16 protein-coding genes and 1 other RNA gene are annotated in these 15346 nt (G+C 63.7%); 14 read left to right on the forward strand and 3 right to left on the reverse strand.

All coding sequences use genetic code 11. From position 1 onward, the window contains the following. Positions 1-192 precede the first annotated feature (192 nt). Both FJ938_RS03840 and FJ938_RS03845 read left to right on the forward strand, forming a co-directional pair. Positions 193-921 carry a 3-deoxy-manno-octulosonate cytidylyltransferase gene (locus tag FJ938_RS03840; protein ID WP_140691272.1) on the forward strand — a complete coding sequence of 243 codons (729 nt, stop codon included), beginning with the start codon at positions 193-195 and terminating at the stop codon, positions 919-921. Positions 922-959: 38 nt separating this feature from the next. After that, on the forward strand, positions 960-1823 hold the full coding sequence (locus FJ938_RS03845; protein ID WP_140691274.1) for a prephenate dehydratase: 864 nt from the start codon (positions 960-962) through the stop codon (positions 1821-1823). Here the strand turns inward: FJ938_RS03845 and FJ938_RS03850 are convergent. The 3 genes from FJ938_RS03850 to FJ938_RS03860 are packed head-to-tail and all read right to left on the reverse strand — an operon-like array spanning position 1820 to position 3557. After that, positions 1820-2125: a Dabb family protein gene (locus FJ938_RS03850; protein ID WP_140613266.1), complete on the reverse strand. Its 306-nt coding sequence runs from the start codon at positions 2123-2125 to the stop codon at positions 1820-1822. The genes FJ938_RS03845 and FJ938_RS03850 overlap by 4 nt on opposite strands. 31 nt (positions 2126-2156) lie before the next feature. Continuing rightward, positions 2157-3101 (reverse strand): NAD(+) diphosphatase, encoded by a 945-nt coding sequence (gene nudC / locus FJ938_RS03855; protein ID WP_140613267.1) that lies wholly within the window; start codon positions 3099-3101, stop codon positions 2157-2159. A gap of 36 nt (positions 3102-3137) precedes the next feature. Further along, a complete protein-coding gene (locus FJ938_RS03860; RefSeq protein WP_140691276.1) occupies positions 3138-3557 on the reverse strand; it encodes an HIT family protein in 420 nt (139 codons plus the stop codon). Positions 3558-3712: 155 nt separating this feature from the next. Here FJ938_RS03860 and ffs point away from each other — a divergent pair. The 12 genes from ffs (at position 3713) to FJ938_RS03925 (ending at position 15332) form a co-directional block, all read left to right on the forward strand. Continuing rightward, positions 3713-3809: signal recognition particle sRNA small type (gene ffs, locus FJ938_RS03865), an RNA gene on the forward strand. A 105-nt stretch (positions 3810-3914) separates the two neighbouring features. Continuing rightward, positions 3915-5723, forward strand: a complete 1809-nt coding sequence (locus FJ938_RS03870) for a DNA polymerase III subunit gamma/tau (RefSeq protein ID WP_140691279.1) — start codon at positions 3915-3917, stop codon at positions 5721-5723. 23 nt (positions 5724-5746) lie between these two features. Beyond that, a complete protein-coding gene (locus tag FJ938_RS03875) occupies positions 5747-6070 on the forward strand; it encodes a YbaB/EbfC family nucleoid-associated protein (protein WP_019863040.1) in 324 nt (107 codons plus the stop codon). A 19-nt stretch (positions 6071-6089) separates the two neighbouring features. Beyond that, on the forward strand, positions 6090-6497 hold the full coding sequence (locus tag FJ938_RS03880; protein ID WP_140691281.1) for a hypothetical protein: 408 nt from the start codon (positions 6090-6092) through the stop codon (positions 6495-6497). Positions 6498-6717: 220 nt separating this feature from the next. After that, the gene (locus FJ938_RS03885) at positions 6718-7701 is read left to right on the forward strand and encodes a cell wall hydrolase (RefSeq protein WP_140691283.1); all 984 of its coding nucleotides are present in this window, start codon (positions 6718-6720) and stop codon (positions 7699-7701) included. 81 nt (positions 7702-7782) lie between these two features. After that, entirely contained in the window at positions 7783-8388 is a 606-nt protein-coding gene (gene recR, locus FJ938_RS03890) for a recombination mediator RecR (protein WP_140607812.1), read from the forward strand. Between the two features lie 192 nt (positions 8389-8580). Then, complete coding sequence (locus FJ938_RS03900) at positions 8581-9858, forward strand: lytic murein transglycosylase (RefSeq protein ID WP_140691285.1); 1278 nt, start codon at positions 8581-8583, stop codon at positions 9856-9858. 253 nt (positions 9859-10111) lie between these two features. After that, positions 10112-11755, forward strand: coding sequence for an ABC transporter substrate-binding protein (locus tag FJ938_RS03905; protein ID WP_140691287.1), 1644 nt, complete (start codon positions 10112-10114; stop codon positions 11753-11755). A 19-nt stretch (positions 11756-11774) separates the two neighbouring features. Next, positions 11775-12842, forward strand: coding sequence for an ABC transporter permease (locus tag FJ938_RS03910; protein ID WP_140691289.1), 1068 nt, complete (start codon positions 11775-11777; stop codon positions 12840-12842). Further along, on the forward strand, positions 12839-13759 hold the full coding sequence (nikC, locus tag FJ938_RS03915) for a nickel transporter permease (protein WP_140691292.1): 921 nt from the start codon (positions 12839-12841) through the stop codon (positions 13757-13759). Before FJ938_RS03910 ends, nikC begins: the two co-directional genes overlap by 4 nt. Continuing rightward, complete coding sequence (locus tag FJ938_RS03920; protein WP_140607802.1) at positions 13756-14589, forward strand: ABC transporter ATP-binding protein; 834 nt, start codon at positions 13756-13758, stop codon at positions 14587-14589. The genes nikC and FJ938_RS03920 overlap by 4 nt, the downstream gene beginning before the upstream one ends. After that, a complete protein-coding gene (locus tag FJ938_RS03925) occupies positions 14586-15332 on the forward strand; it encodes an ABC transporter ATP-binding protein (protein WP_140607800.1) in 747 nt (248 codons plus the stop codon). The genes FJ938_RS03920 and FJ938_RS03925 overlap by 4 nt, the downstream gene beginning before the upstream one ends. Positions 15333-15346 lie beyond the last annotated feature (14 nt).

Raw genomic sequence — 15346 nt, forward strand, 5'->3', positions numbered from 1 at the left:
CGCCCCTTGCTCCCTTTTCCGGCGGACTGATCCGTCCACTCCGTCCGTCGGTATCGAGACCCGCCCTCCAGAGCCGGTCAAATCGCGCGGAAACTAGGTCTTTTGCTCGGGCGTTGCAACACCTATAAGGGTGCTTCCAGTGAGACCTTTTGCCACTTTTCCCCTCCTCTTTTCGAACGCCTTGCCATAGCGATGTCTACCTTGATCCTGATACCGGCCCGCATGGCCTCGACCCGCCTGCCGGGCAAGCCGCTGGCCGATATCGCCGGCGCCCCGATGATCGTCCACGTCGCCCGCCGCGCGGCCGAGGCCAGCCTTGGCCGCGTGGTGGTAGCGACCGACACGCGAAGTGTCGCCGAAGCGGTGCGCGCGCATGGTTTCGAGGCCGTGATGACACGCGTCGATCACGAATCCGGCTCCGATCGCATCCACGAGGCGCTGGTCGAACTTGATCCCCGGCTCGAGGTCGAAACGATCGTCAATGTGCAGGGCGACCTGCCGACCATCGATCCCGGCATCATCGCCGCCTCGCTTTGGCCTTTCGAGGACGCGGCCGTGGATATCGCCACGCTCTGCGTCGAGATCGTCCGCGAGGAGGAAAAGACCAATTCCAACGTCGTCAAGGTCGTCGGTTCGCCTCTGTCCGCCACGAGGCTAAGGGCGCTGTATTTCACCCGCGCCACCGCGCCATGGGGCGAGGGGCCGCTTTATCACCATATCGGCCTCTACGCCTATCGGCGTTCCGCGCTTGAGCGCTTCGTGTCACTGAAGCCATCGCCGCTCGAGCGCCGCGAGCGGCTGGAGCAGTTGCGGGCGCTGGAAGCCGGCATGCGTATCGACGCCGAGGTCGTCCAGTCGCTGCCGCTTGGCGTCGACACGCCGCAAGACCTTGAGCGCGCCCGAACCATCCTTTCAAACTGATCCCTCCGAACAGAGACACTGTGAATCGAGATCTGGGCATGCCTGAAAAGACCAACAGAATATCCTTCCAGGGCGAGCCGGGCGCCAATTCCGACACCGCCTGCCGCAACGTCTATCCCTCGATGGAGCCGTTGCCATGCCCGACCTTCGAGGACGCGTTCAACGCGGTCGAGACTGGCAAGGCCGATCTCGCCATGATCCCGATCGAGAACACCATCGCCGGACGCGTTGCCGACATCCATCACCTGCTGCCGGAATCGAGGCTTCACATCGTCGGCGAATATTTCCTGCCGATCCATTTCCAGCTGATGGTGCTGCCCGGCGTCAAACGCGACGAGATCAAGACCGTGCACAGCCATATCCACGCGCTTGGCCAGTGCCGCAAATACATCCGCAAGAACGGCTGGAAGGCGGTCGTCGCTGGCGACACGGCGGGCGCCGCCAAGATGGTCTCCGAGGTCAAGGACCGCACCATGGCCGCGCTGTCGCCGGCGCTGGCGGCGACGCTCTACGGGCTCGATATCATCGAGGAGAATGTCGAGGACACCGATTCCAACGTCACCCGCTTCGTCGTCCTGACCAAGAACAAGCAGTGGGCCGAGCGCCCGTCACCCGACGTCAGGATGATGACGACCTTCATGTTCCGCGTCCGCAACGTGCCGGCCGCGCTTTACAAGGCGATGGGTGGCTTCGCCACCAACGGCATCAACATGACCAAGCTGGAGAGCTACCAGCTGGGCGCATTCACGGCGACGCTGTTCTATGCCGACATCGAGGGCCATCCCGACGATCCGCTGGTCAAGCTGGCGCTGGACGAGCTTCGCTTCTTTTCACGCGAGGTGCGGATTCTGGGTGTCTATCCGGCCAGCCAGTCGCGCGAGCAGTGGAAAGTGGCCGATTAAATCACCGCGCCCAGTGGCACGTAGTCGATCTCGAGAAATTTCTCGACCTCCGGCACCCAGCGGTCACGCACGAAGGCGACATGGTCGGGATGATCGTTGTATCTGGTGTAGGCGGCCTGGTCGGCGAACTCCATCGAGAAGCCGAACCGATAGTCATTCTTGGGGCTCACCTGCCGCAACTGTTCGAAATCGGTGACGCCCCGGATCGCCGAGAGGATTTTCCTGGCGTCGACCAGAAAGCACTTTTCCTCCAGCGAGTGCGGCGCATGCTTCAGCGTGAAGACGACGGTGTGGCGGATCATTTGCCTCTCCTGCACTGACTTTCAGTATTCGCTATGCGCTGTCGACCCAGGCGCGGATGAGGTGATGCGCGATGGCTCCTTTCGGCGGCGTGATCAGGTTGCCAGGATGCTCGCGGGCGAGCATCGAGCGCACTTCGTCGCGCAAGAACCAGCGGCAGTCTTCCAGTTCGTTGAGATCGGCCTGGATGTCTTCGTTGAGCGGCTCGCCGAAACAGCCGATCATCAGTGAATAGGGGAACGGCCAAGGCTGGCTGGCATGATAGACGACGCGGCCGAGCCGGATGCCGGCCTCCTCAAGCGTTTCGCGGCGCACCGCCGCCTCGATCGTCTCGCCCGGCTCGATGAACCCGGCAAGCGCCGAATACATGCCCGGCGCGAAGTGCCGGCCACGCCCGAGCAGGCATTTCTCCCGCGTCGCCGTCAGCATGATCGCCACCGGGTCGGTGCGAGGGAAATGCTCGGTGCCGCAATTCGGGCAATGCCGTTTGTAGCCGCCCGCCCGCATCTGCGATTGGGTGCCGCATTTGCTGCAGAAGCGATGGCTGGCATGCCAGGCGAGCAGGGCGGCTCCTTGCGCCATTGCCCCGGCCGCCGCCTCGTCGATCAGCCCCTGCATATAGACCGACCGGTAGTCGATCGCCTTGACTGTCTCGGACAGCTGTTCGTCGTCGATGCCCGCCGGTACGGCAAGCACTGGTCCCTGTCCGGAAAAACCGAGCAGCACGCTTTGGTCGAAGAAGGGCGTGAAAGGCTGGCTTTCGGCGACGCCGAACCAGGGATCAAAACCGCTGCCATTGCCGGATTTCAGGTACAGCCGGCCGCCATTCATCAAAAGCAGCCGCGCCGTCGGATCCGCGAGAGCCCTGTCGACCGAATCGTCGGCGCGTTTCTCGGATTGCCGGTCGATCGTGTTGCCGGCAAAGCCGACAAACTGGCTCGGCTCGCGCATCGGCGCGTCAAACAGGCGGAAGCTCATGGGGACTCTGGTGCTCTGGGATGGACACGGGAAGGCTTATAGCGCCGCCCTTATCGTTTCGGCAAACCGGCGCAGATCGGACCGTTGATACGGCTCGCGCAGGCCGTGGCCCCACACCGGGCCGGGCCAGCCGGGATCGCCTTCAGACCGTGCAATGACATGGATGTGCAGCTGGCGCACGATATTGCCGAGCGCGCCGGTGTTGATCTTGGTGCAGCCGGTCACCTTCTTCAGCGCCTGTGCCACCATGTTGGTCTCGAAGGTCAGCATCGCCTGGTCGAGTGGCGTCATGTCGTGGATCTCCTCCGCACCCGGCCTTTGCGGCACTAGAACCAGCCATGGCCAGCGGCGATCGTTCATGATCCGCAATTCGCACAGCCCAAGCCACATCAACTGCTCGCTGTCCGCTTCCAGCCGGGCGTCCAGTGTGAATCCGGCCTTCAGGCCCGGCAACATCGGCGTTTCCCTTGCTTTTCTTGGTTTCCTCGGACTCGTGGACGCTAGAGCGCTGGCACGGGGGCCGCAAGCGAATCATTGTTTTCCTCACGGTTTGGTGCGTCAAATCTCATGCGCACTTGCATTTCATCGCGCAATTGCCGATATGGACAGCGGGAGGTTGGTGGTGGACGATCCACTCGCCAACCGGGTCAGGTCCGGAAGGAAGCAGCCCTAACGAGCCCGGAACGGGTCATTGTTCCAGCCTCCCGCCTCTTCGCCTTTCTCCCGCGACATTGACGGCGCCAAGCCGTACGGGCGAAACTATGCGCAGGAATCGACCGCGTTGAGACGCGGCCCTTGGAGCTTTACGGGCGAATGAGCGAAGCCGGAAATTCGGGAGCGGACAAGGCCGGCGCCTATCGCGTGCTGGCGCGCAAATACCGTCCTTCGAACTTCTCCGAGCTGATCGGCCAGGAGCCGATGGTCCGCACCCTCACCAACGCCTTTGCCACCGGCCGCATCGCCCAGGCCTGGATGCTGACCGGCGTACGCGGTGTCGGCAAGACGACGACGGCGCGTATCCTGGCCCGCGCCTTGAACTACAAGACTTCAACCGTGGACCAGCCTTCGGTCGACCTTTCGGTGCCCGGCGAGCACTGCCAGGCGATCATGGAAGGCCGTCATGTCGACGTCATCGAGATGGACGCAGCCTCGCACACCGGCATCGACGACATCAGGGACATCATCGAGCGCGTGCGCTACGCCCCGGTTTCGGCTCGCTACAAGGTCTACATCATCGACGAAGTGCACATGCTGTCCACGCAGGCCTTCAACGGCCTGTTGAAGACGCTGGAAGAACCGCCGCCGCACGTCAAATTCATCTTCGCCACCACCGAGATCCGCAAGGTTCCGATCACCGTCCTCTCGCGCTGCCAGCGGTTTGATCTGAGGCGCATCGATGCCGGTGCGCTGGTCGCGCATCTCTCCTCGATCGCGGCCAAGGAAGGCATTTCGGTCGACGACGACGCGCTGGCGATGATCGCGCGCGCCGCCGAGGGTTCGGCCCGCGATTCGCTCTCCATCCTCGACCAGGCGATCGCCCATGGCGCCGGCTCCGTCAGCGCCGAGGCCGTGCGCGCCATGCTCGGCCTGGCCGACCGCGCCCGCATCGTCGATCTGTTCGAACATGTGATGAAAGGTGATGTGGCGGCCGCACTTGGCGAATTCCGCGCCCAATACGACACCGGCGCCGACCCGGCTGCCGTGCTGACCGATCTTGCCGAATTCAACCACCTCGTCACGAGGCTGCGTTTCGTGCCGACCGCCATGGACGACGCATCGCTGTCGCAGGACGAACGCCAGCGTGGCGCCGATTTCGCCAGGGCGCTGTCGGTCAGGGTGCTGTCGCGGACCTGGCAGATGCTGCTCAAGGGCATTCCCGAAGTGCAGTCCTCCAACCGGCCCGTCAGCGCCGCCGAAATGGTGCTGATCCGTCTGGCGCACGCCGCCGACCTGCCGACGCTGGACGAGGCGTTGCGATCGCTCGAAGGGGGAGCACCGGTTCAAAACGGTGCGCCGCGCCCAAATGGAGCGCCCGCCAGTCCCGGCAATGGCGGCGGCAGTGGGGCTAGTGCGGTGGCCCAGACGCGCATGCCTGGCGGATCAGGCGGCGCGCAGACCATGCGGCTGGTCGAGGCCACGCCCGCGCCGGCCGCCTTCGTCGCGCCTCCGCAGCTGGCGCCGGAGACGCAGCCGGTACCCTTGAAATCGCTGGCCGACATTATCGCCCTTGCCGATGCGCAGCGCGACATCGCCTTCAAGGTGCTGCTCAAGAGCTGCATTCGTCTCGTGCGCATCGAGCCCGGCCGCATCGATGTCGGCCTGACCAGCGACGCGCCCAAGATGCTGCTCAACGACCTGACGACGAAGCTGCGCGCCTGGACCGGCCGCAACTGGCTGGTGTCGCTATCGAAGGAAGAAGGTGGCCAGACGCTGGCCGAGATGGAATCGACGAAGCGCGAAAACGCCTTCCTCGATGCCAGGAGCGATCCGACCGTCGCCGCTATCCTGGCGCGCTTTCCCGGCGCCAAGATCATCGACGTGCGCATTCCCGACGTGCCGGAGGTCGACGAGACCGAGGCCGAAGTGCCGGTTGAACCGCCGGCAGATGACGACGAGACCTGACAAATCAAGACAAGGATCGGACCATGAAAGATCTTCTCGGCCTGATGGGCAAGGCGAAGGAAATGCAGGCCAAGTTCCAGGCCATGCAGGATGAGATCGCCACGGTCGAATCCGTCGGCCAGGCCGGCGGCGGCCTGGTCAGCGTGACGCTGAGCGGAAAGTTCGAGATGAAGTCGCTGAAGATCGACCCGTCTCTGTTCAAGGAGGACGAGGTCGAGATCCTCGAGGATCTGATTCTCGCCGCCCACAATGACGCCAAGGCCAAGGTCGAGCAGATCATGCAGGAAAAGACCAAGGCGCTGACCGCCGGCCTGCCGATCCCGCCGGGAATGAAACTGCCCTTCTAGCCTGCGGCGGCGATGGCCCATGATCGACGAGCCGTCCGAACGACTGATCGAGCAGCGTATCCGCAACAGGATCTACGAGATCCTGGAAATCCTGGCCGATTGCGATGCCGGCGTCGATATTGTCGGCATCAAGGGCTACTTCAATCTGTTCGAGGATTTCGTGCACCGTCCGTCGATCGAGGCCGGCAGATCGGCGCTTTCGAGGGAGGAGCGCGCGATCGTGCTGGAGATCGCCGAATTCCTCGAGGCGGCTTCCGAGACAAATCCCGATTTCACCAAGGCCGAGTTCATCGACAGCGACTGGCCGGGAAAGATCGCGCCGACGGCCAGGAATGCGCGGGCACTGTTCCTCAGGCGTGGCCTGTTTTCGGAGAATGTCGAGGAGATCGAGCCGGGTCAACCGGCCCCGATTGCGGCGGGGCGATAAAAGCGATTCCGTAACGCGTTTCCATCCGGAATTGCGGCGAAATCAAGAGAGGGCGGTCATCGCATTTATGAAACGACGGCTCGATCTATCTGGAAAGCCACGAAATTGTGCCAATTTGGCAACAGTGCTTCATTAATAACGTTTTAGCCATCATTTTGCCCGAAAGTGTCTCATTCTTGCCGCAGCCTGGGGGCGGGCATCGAAGTGAGAGGGTTACCTGTTGATAGCCATGCGATGGAAGGCGCCGCTATTGCTCGGCGTCGTTACGTCTCCCCTGTTCTTGGCCGCTTGCAGTCAGACCACGTCGCACGGCATGTCCGTTGCGAGCCTGACCGACGCCATCACGCCAAGTTTCCTGAGCTCGCGGTCTTACAGCCACACGCCGAAGGAAAAGGAATGCCTGGAAAGGGCGATGTTCTTCGAATCCAACCGCTCGAGCCGTGACGGCATGATCGCCGTCGGCACCGTGGTCATGAACCGGCTGCGCTCCGGCCAGCACGGAAACACAATCTGCGAAGTGGTGGGCGAGCCCGGGCAGTTCGCCCCAGGTGTCATGACCAGGCCGATGAACTCGCGGGCGATGCCCGATGTCGAGGAAGCCGCCGCCGCCGTGCTCAAGGGCGAGCGCAAGGCCAAGCTCAAGAACACGATGTATTTCCACACCGCCGGCCTGCGCTTCCCCTACAACAACATGCATTACACCATGGTCGCCGGCGGCAATGCCTTCTACGAAAAGCGCGGCCGCAACTGGCAGCCGCTGCCCGATGAGCCGATGGTGGCCTCGGCTGAACAGCAGCAGCGCGCGCCTGCGGCGCCCGTGCTTATGGCATCCGCGGAACCGGTGGTCAGGACGATTGTCCATGCCGATCCGGCCAAGCAGGCTGGCGTAACCACCGCGCGCTCGACCCAGGCAACCGCCGTACCCGCGGGCGCCGTACCCGCGGAGCAGACCTATGTGACGGCCGCCGTGGCGCCAGCGGCAAAGTCCGCGCGCGTTGCGGTGAAGCCGACACTGGTGGCGATGCAGGAGCCGATGGAAGAGCCGGATGCTGCCCGTTTCGGCGGCGTCTTGAACACAAGGGTCATCTCCTCGGTCCAGAGCGCGCCGCAGGAAGCGGCGATGGGATTCCAGTCGACGCCTGAGAACACCGATGCCATTGGCGCGATGATCGTCAGCCAGGGTCGGCCGCTCGAAGAGAATTGATCCGCGTCCTGACCCGCAATGGCAGGTCATGCGCGAATGCGGGCTGTTTCAAAGCGCTCTAAAAAATCCTAGATCAGAGCGATGTCGAAGCGAATCGCCGGTCCCGAGATCGAACGCCTGATCCAGCTCCTGGCCAAGGTGCCGGGGCTTGGTCCCCGTTCGGCCAGGCGTGCCGCCCTTCATCTGATCAAGAAGAAGGAGCAACTCCTGTCGCCGCTCGCCGCGGCCATGGGCGAGGCGGCCGACAAGGTGCGCATCTGCTCCACCTGCGGCAATGTCGACACGTCGGACCCTTGCATGATCTGCACCGACCCGCGCCGTGATGCCGCCACCCTCATCGTTGTCGAGGACGTCTCGGATCTCTGGGCGCTGGAGCGGGCGGCGGCGATGAACGTGCGCTACCATGTGCTCGGCGGCACGCTGTCCCCGCTCGACGGCATCGGTCCCGATCAGCTCAACATCCGCTCGCTGGTCGACCGTGTCGCCGGCGGCGATGTGAAGGAAATCATCCTCGCCGTCAACGCGACCGTGGAGGGCCAGACCACCGCGCACTACCTCACCGATCAGTTGTCCGGCTTCGACATCAAGGTGACGCGGCTGGCGCATGGCGTGCCGGTCGGCGGCGAGCTCGACTATCTCGACGAAGGCACGCTGGCCGCCGCGCTGCGCTCGCGGACGGCGTTTTGACAAGATTGGCAGGAAGTGCGCGCAATGGCCGTCACAAATCCTTCGACACCTGTGCCAAGTACCCCCCTCTGTCCTGCCGGACATCTCCCCCTCAAGGGGAGAGATTGGCACTTTCGCGGGCAGCCCATTCCTGTGGATTTTGATAGCTGGCGAAAGCGGTGGCGACGTCTGATCTCCCCCCTTGAGGGGGAGATGTCCGGCAGGACAGAGGGGGGCGCCATAGAGCGCGTCCATCGCAGATTCAGCTTTGTATTCTTTCTGGCCGCACTCGTTGGGCTGTTCCTTGCTCTCCCCGCCTCCGCCGCATACGTCGACGACCAGTTCCAGGCCTGGCTCCAAACCGACCTCTGGCCCGAAGCCAAGTCCAAAGGCATCTCGAAAAAAACCTTCGACGCTGCCTTCCTCGGCGTGAAGCCGAACCTCAAGCTGCCGGACCTCGTCATGCCCGGCGAAAAGCCTGCGACGCCGCAGAAGCAGCATCAGGCCGAGTTCGGTGCGCCTGCCAACTATTTCGCCGAGAAGATCGTCCGTGCCGTCACCTTGGGCGGGCGCACACGCGAGAGCGCCAATTCAAGAGTGCTCGGGCTGATCGAGAAGCGCTACGGCGTTCCCGGCGAGATCGTCCTGGCCATCTGGGGCCGCGAGACCGGCTTCGGCGCGGCGAAGATGCCTTATGACGCCTTCGAGGTGCTGGGCACCAAGGCATTCATGTCGACGAGGAAGGATTTCTTCCGCACCGAGCTGCTTGCGGCGCTGGAAATCGTCCAGCGCGGGCTGGCCCCGGTCAACGCCATGAAGTCATCCTGGGCCGGTGCGCTCGGCCAGCCGCAATTCATGCCGACCTCTTTCCTCAAGCATGCCGTGGATTTCGACGGCGATGGCAGACCCGACATCTGGAATTCGACGCCCGACGTGCTCGCCTCGATCGCCAACTATCTCGTCCACTATGGCTGGGTGCGGGGACGCGGCTGGGGTTTCGAGGTGACGGTGCCAGAGAGCGTCTCCTGCTCGCTGGAAGGGCCGGACCAGGGCAAGAAGATCTCGCAATGGGCCGCCATGGGCATCAAACGTGTCGATGGAAAGCCGTTTCCGGCGAGCGAATTGAAGGCGGAGGGTTTCCTGCTGATGCCGGCTGGCCGCAGCGGCCCAGCCTTCATCGCCACCCCCAATTTCTATGTGCTCAAGGAATACAACACCAGCGACCTTTACGCGCTGTTCATCGGCCACGGCGCTGACCGGATTGCCCATGGCGATCAGAATTTTTCCAGCAGTTGGGGGCCGGTCGGCGATCTCCACCGTTCCGACATCGCCGCCCTGCAACGGGCGCTGGAAGCCAAAGGCTATGACGTTGGCAGCGCCGACGGCCTGCCGGGCTTCAAGACCCGACGCTCGATTGGCAAGTGGCAGACCGAGAACGGCGAGCCTGCGACCTGCTTTCCAGACGCCGGCCTGGTCGCCGCGCTGAAATAACCCAAAAAAGTAGGGGATTTGTCCCGTTTGCCAGCCCCGATTGGCCTGCGTGTGCGTCGACGCGCCGCTCGCCATTCCGGTTGAATGAGCCGTCGCGTAAAATCCTCGTCGCCCGCCCGGAGCGCCGGATATGCTGTTGACCAATTGGACAAAAACCACGACGGTAAGTGGTCGAGGGGCTGTTGCCGGCCCCGAAAAGAACACCGCAATCCTGAGCCGGGAACTCAGGTCAACAAAACAGGGAACAATCACCATGATGATGGAAAAGTTTGCTCTACGATCCCGCATCCTGCTTGCGGGCGCGGCCATGTCGGCTCTCCTTCTGGCCGGAGCGCCGGCCGGGGCGGTCACGCCCGCCGACACACTGGTCGAGGGTTTCGCGATCGACGACATCATCTCCATGGATCCGGGCGAGGCGTTCGAGTTGTCGACCGCCGAAGTCACCGGCAACACCTATGATCTGCTGGTTCGCCTCGACCTCAGCGACACCTCCAAAGTCAAGCCCGATCTTGCCGAAAGCTGGGCCGTCTCCGACGACGGCCTGACCTACACCTTCAAACTCAAGCCCGGCCTGAAATTCGCCTCGGGCAATCCGATCACGGCTGCCGACGTCGCCTACTCGTTCGAGCGCGTTGTCAAGCTGGACAAGAGCCCAGCCTTCATCATCGAACAGTTCGGCATCAGCGGCGACAACGTCGCCGACAAGGCCAAGGCCGTCGACAACACCACCTTCCAGTTTACCGTCGACAAGGCCTATGCGCCGAGCTTCGTGCTGAACTGCCTGTCGGCGACCGTCGCATCGGTCGTCGATAGCAAGCTGGTCAAGGAGCACGTCGTCAAGGCCGCGCCCACCGCCGACTACAAATGGGACAATGACTTCGGCAACGCCTGGCTGAAGACCGGCTATGCCGGTTCCGGCGCCTACAAGCTGCGTGAATGGCGCGCCAACGAAGCCGTCGTCATGGAGCGCAATGACAATTATCACGGCGAAAAGGCCAAGCTCGCCCGCGTCATCTATCGCAACATGAAGGAAAGCTCGGCGCAGCGCCTGGCGCTCGAGGCCGGCGACATCGACGTTGCCCGCAATCTCGAACCGAACGACCTCGACGCCATTGCCAAGAAGGCCGATCTCACCACCAACAGCGCGCCGAAGGGCACGGTCTTCTACATCAGCCTCAACCAGAAGAACCCGAACCTGGCCAAGCCCGAGGTTCGCCAGGCCTTCAAATATCTGGTCGACTATGACGCGCTGAGCTCGACCATCCTCAAGGGCATCGGCGAGATCCACCAGACCTTCCTGCCCAAGGGCGATCTTGGCGCTCTCGACGAAAACCCCTTCAAGCTCGACGTCGCCAAGGCCAAGGAACTGCTGGCGAAGGCAGGTCTGCCAGACGGCTTCAGCGTGACCATGGATGTGCGTACCGGCCAACCGACCACGGGCATGGCGGAATCGATCCAGCAGACGCTCGGACAGGCCGGCATCAAGCTGGAGATCATCCCCGGCGACGGCAAGCAGACGCTGACCAAGTATCGCGCCCGCAACCACGACATCTATATCGGCCAGTGGGGACAGGACTATTTCGATCCGAATTCCAACGCCCAGACCTTCGCCTCGAACCCGGACAATTCGGATGCCGGCAAGTCGCACACACTGGCCTGGCGCAACGCCTGGGACATTCCGGACCTGACCAAGCAGACCGAAGCGGCTCTGCTGGAGAAGGACTCGGCCAAGCGCGCCGCGCTGTACCAGGACCTCGAGAAGAAGGTACTCGACACCAGCCCCTTCGTCCTCATCCACCAGCAACTGGAAGTGGCTGGCTTGCGCAAGAACCTCAAGGGTTTCGCGCTCGGCCCGAGCTTCGACACCAACTTCGTGGGGCGGGTTTCCAAGGAATAGCGCCCGCGGGACACGCCGCATGAGCGCGGTTGAAAGCCAGGGGAAGGCGGGGCGCGGCAGCGCCCGCGCCTTTGCCATTCTCTCCTCGATCGGCCGGTTCCTGGTCATCGCGGTGACGACCTATCTTGGTCTTCTCGCGGTCACCTTCTTCATCGGCCGCGTCATCCCGATCGACCCGGTGCTGGCCGTGCTCGGCGACCGCGCGCCGGCAAACGTGGTCGAGCGCACGCGCCGCGAGATGGGCCTCGACCTGCCGCTGATCGAACAGTTTTATATCTATGTCAGGAGTGCGCTGAACGGGGATTTCGGCACCTCGGTGCTGACCACCAACCCTGTCATGACCGACATCCGCCGCGCTCTTCCGGCAACGACGGAACTGGCCACGCTCGGAACGCTGATCGGCGCGCTGTTTGGCGTGCCGCTCGGCGTGCTGGCGGCCGTCAGGCGCGGCAGCCTCATTGATCAGGTCGTGCGCGTCATCGGCCTGATCGGCTATTCCGTGCCGATCTTCTGGCTCGGGCTTCTGGGGCTGGTGCTGTTCTACGCCAAGCTGCAATGGGTGGCTTTTCCGGCGCGGCTCGACGTCGTCTACGAATACACCTTCACGCCCGTCACCGGTTTCTACCTGCTCGACTCGGCGATGCAGGGCCAGTGGGATGTCTTTTGGGACGCCTTCCGCCACATCATCCTGCCGGCCTCGCTGCTCGGCTATTTCTCGCTCGCCTATATCAGCCGCATGACGCGCTCGTTCATGCTCAACGAACTTGCTCAGGAATATGTCGTCGCCGCGCGCGCCAAGGGCCTGTCGGAACGCCGCATCATCTGGGCCCACGCGCTGCGCAATGCCGCCGTGCCGATGGTCACCGTGATCGCGCTGTCCTATGCCGGCCTGCTCGAAGGTTCGGTGCTGACCGAGACCGTCTTCTCCTGGCCGGGCATCGGGCTTTACATCACCAACTCGCTGCAGAATGCCGACATGAACGCCGTGCTTGGCGGCACCATCGTCATCGGCTCGGTGTTCATCGGCATCAATCTTTTGTCAGACCTGCTCTATCGTTTGCTCGATCCGAGGACGAAATCCGCATGAGCGCCGAGGCGATCCAGAGCCGTCGCGACTGGCTGCTCAGCGAGCGGCCGGCCTCCCGCATCCAGGCAAGGTTCGGCCGCGCCTATGTCGCATGGCGGCGCTTTTCCGCCAATCGGCTGGCCTTTGTCGGCCTGCTGATCATCATCGCGCTGCTGGTCATTGCCGCTCTTGCCGGCGTGCTGGCGCCCTATTCGCCGACTGTCGGCGACCTGAAGAACGCGCGGCTGCTGGCGCCGAGCGCGCAGCACTGGTTCGGCACCGACGACCTTGGCCGCGACATCTATTCGCGCATCCTCTACGGCTCGCGCTGGACGCTCTATGTGGTCATTCTGGTCGCCATCATCGCCGCCCCGATCGGTCTTCTCGTCGGCACCGTCGCCGGCTATGCCGGCGGCTGGACCGATGCCATCCTGATGCGCATCACCGATATCTTCCTCGCTTTCCCCAAGCTGATCCTGGCGCTGGCCTTTGTCGCCGCCCTCGGCCCCGGCATCGAGAATGCGGTGCTTGCCATCGCCATCACGTCCTGGCCACCCTATGCGCGCATCGCGCGTGCCGAAACGCTGACCGTGCGCAACTCCGACTACATCAAGGCGGTGCAGCTGATGGGCGCGTCGCCCGCCCGCATCGTGCTGCGCCACATCATGCCGCTCTGCATCTCCTCGCTGATCATTCGTGTGACGCTCGATATGGCCGGCATCATCCTCACCGCCGCCGGCCTCGGCTTCCTCGGCCTCGGCGCGCAGCCGCCGCTGCCCGAATGGGGCACCATGATCGCCTCGGGCCGCCGCTTCGTGCTCGACCAATGGTGGGTGGCCGGCGCGCCGGGCTTCGCGATCCTCATCGTCAGCCTCGGCTTCAACCTGCTTGGCGATGGCCTGCGCGACGCGCTCGATCCCCGCAGCGGTGACCAATGAGCGCCCTTCTCGACGTCGAGGACCTGCGCGTCACCTTCCCGACCCGCACTGGGCTGATCGAGGCGGTGCGTGGCGTTTCATTCTCGCTTGGCCGCGAACGCCTCGGCATCGTCGGCGAGTCCGGCTCGGGCAAGTCGCAGACGGGCCGCGCCATCATGGGCCTGACGCCGCCGCAGGCCCGGATATCGGCCGGCAAATTGGCCTTCGACGGCATCGACCTGCTCGGCATCTCGCCGCGCGAACGCCGGGCGCTACGAGGCAACCGCATCGCCATGATCCTGCAGGATCCGAAATATTCGCTCGATCCGGTGATGAGCATCGGCCGCCAGATTGTCGAGACGCTGCGCACGCACGAGAAGGTCTCCAAGGCCGAGGCGCGCGAGCGGGCGCTGGCCATGCTGGAGGCCGTACAGATCCGTGACCCCAAACGCGTTTTCGACCTGCATCCGCACGAAGTCTCCGGCGGCATGGGCCAGCGCGCCATGATCGCCATGATGCTGATCGCCGGACCCGAACTGATGATCGCCGACGAGCCGACTTCGGCGCTCGACGTCACCGTGCAACTCGACGTGCTCAACATCCTCGATAAGCTGGTCAGCGAGCGCGGCATGGGGCTGATCTTCATCTCGCACGATCTGCGCCTGGTCTCGTCTTTCTGCGACCGCGTCGTCGTGATGTATGCCGGCAAGGTGGTCGAGCAGTTGAAGGCCTCGGAGCTGCGTGAGGCCCAGCATCCCTATACGCGCGGCCTGCTCAATTGCATGCCGCGGATCGGCTTCGAGCGCCATCCCTTGCCGGTGCTCGACCGCAAGCCGGAGTGGGCGGCATGACGTCAGCGATTGCCGTCGACAGGCTGGAGGTGATCTTCGACCGCTTTCGCGCGCTGAAGGGCGTCAGCCTGGAGGTCAGGGAAGGAGAGTCCTATGGGCTTGTCGGCGAAAGCGGCTCCGGCAAGTCGACATTGCTAAGAGCGATTGCCGGCCTCGCACCGGTCTCCTCCGGCAGCATCGCCGTCAACGGCAAGACGCTCGGCGCGCGCCGCGACAAGGCCTTCTACCGCGAGGTGCAGATGGTCTTTCAGGATCCGTACGGCTCGTTGCATCCGCGCCAGACCGTCGATCGCCTGCTGCAGGAGCCGCTTGCCATCCACGGCTTCGCCGATGGCGAGAAGCGCATCGAACGCGCGCTGGACGAAGTCGGGCTCGGCAACGGTTTTCGCTTCCGCTACGCGCACCAACTCTCGGGCGGCCAACGCCAACGTGTCGCCATTGCCCGCGCGCTGATCCTCGAACCCTCGATCCTGCTGCTCGACGAGCCGACCTCGGCGCTCGACGCCTCGGTACAGGCCGAAGTGCTGAACCTGCTCGAAGAGGTGCGACGGCGGCGCAAGCTCACCTTCCTGATGGTCAGCCACGACCTCGCCATCATCACCCATATGTGCGAGCGGCTGATGGTGATGCAGAACGGCGAGGCGGTGGAGACGCTGACCGCCAGCCAGTTGATCGGCCACCGCGTGAATGCGGACTATACGCGGAATTTGCTCAGGGCCAGCGAGGGGTTTGTGCGGGCCTGACGTTCTCGCTGACG

Origin of the sequence: Mesorhizobium sp. B2-4-14 (assembly GCF_006442155.1) — a bacterium.
In the GTDB taxonomy this organism is placed as follows: Bacteria; Pseudomonadota; Alphaproteobacteria; order Rhizobiales; family Rhizobiaceae; genus Mesorhizobium.

Bases quoted from the DNA above. Each gene is read 5' to 3' on its own strand.
- FJ938_RS03840 (WP_140691272.1), top strand. From the start codon at position 193: ATGTCTACCTTGATCCTGATACCGGCCCGCATGGCCTCGACCCGCCTG.
- FJ938_RS03845 (WP_140691274.1), top strand. From the start codon at position 960: ATGCCTGAAAAGACCAACAGAATATCCTTCCAGGGCGAGCCGGGCGCC.
- FJ938_RS03850 (WP_140613266.1), bottom strand. From the start codon at position 2,125: ATGATCCGCCACACCGTCGTCTTCACGCTGAAGCATGCGCCGCACTCG.
- nudC (WP_140613267.1), bottom strand. From the start codon at position 3,101: ATGAGCTTCCGCCTGTTTGACGCGCCGATGCGCGAGCCGAGCCAGTTT.
- FJ938_RS03860 (WP_140691276.1), bottom strand. From the start codon at position 3,557: ATGTTGCCGGGCCTGAAGGCCGGATTCACACTGGACGCCCGGCTGGAA.
- FJ938_RS03870 (WP_140691279.1), top strand. From the start codon at position 3,915: ATGAGCGAAGCCGGAAATTCGGGAGCGGACAAGGCCGGCGCCTATCGC.
- FJ938_RS03875 (WP_019863040.1), top strand. From the start codon at position 5,747: ATGAAAGATCTTCTCGGCCTGATGGGCAAGGCGAAGGAAATGCAGGCC.
- FJ938_RS03880 (WP_140691281.1), top strand. From the start codon at position 6,090: ATGATCGACGAGCCGTCCGAACGACTGATCGAGCAGCGTATCCGCAAC.
- recR (WP_140607812.1), top strand. From the start codon at position 7,783: ATGTCGAAGCGAATCGCCGGTCCCGAGATCGAACGCCTGATCCAGCTC.
- FJ938_RS03900 (WP_140691285.1), top strand. From the start codon at position 8,581: ATGTCCGGCAGGACAGAGGGGGGCGCCATAGAGCGCGTCCATCGCAGA.
- FJ938_RS03905 (WP_140691287.1), top strand. From the start codon at position 10,112: ATGATGATGGAAAAGTTTGCTCTACGATCCCGCATCCTGCTTGCGGGC.
- FJ938_RS03910 (WP_140691289.1), top strand. From the start codon at position 11,775: ATGAGCGCGGTTGAAAGCCAGGGGAAGGCGGGGCGCGGCAGCGCCCGC.
- nikC (WP_140691292.1), top strand. From the start codon at position 12,839: ATGAGCGCCGAGGCGATCCAGAGCCGTCGCGACTGGCTGCTCAGCGAG.
- FJ938_RS03920 (WP_140607802.1), top strand. From the start codon at position 13,756: ATGAGCGCCCTTCTCGACGTCGAGGACCTGCGCGTCACCTTCCCGACC.
- FJ938_RS03925 (WP_140607800.1), top strand. From the start codon at position 14,586: ATGACGTCAGCGATTGCCGTCGACAGGCTGGAGGTGATCTTCGACCGC.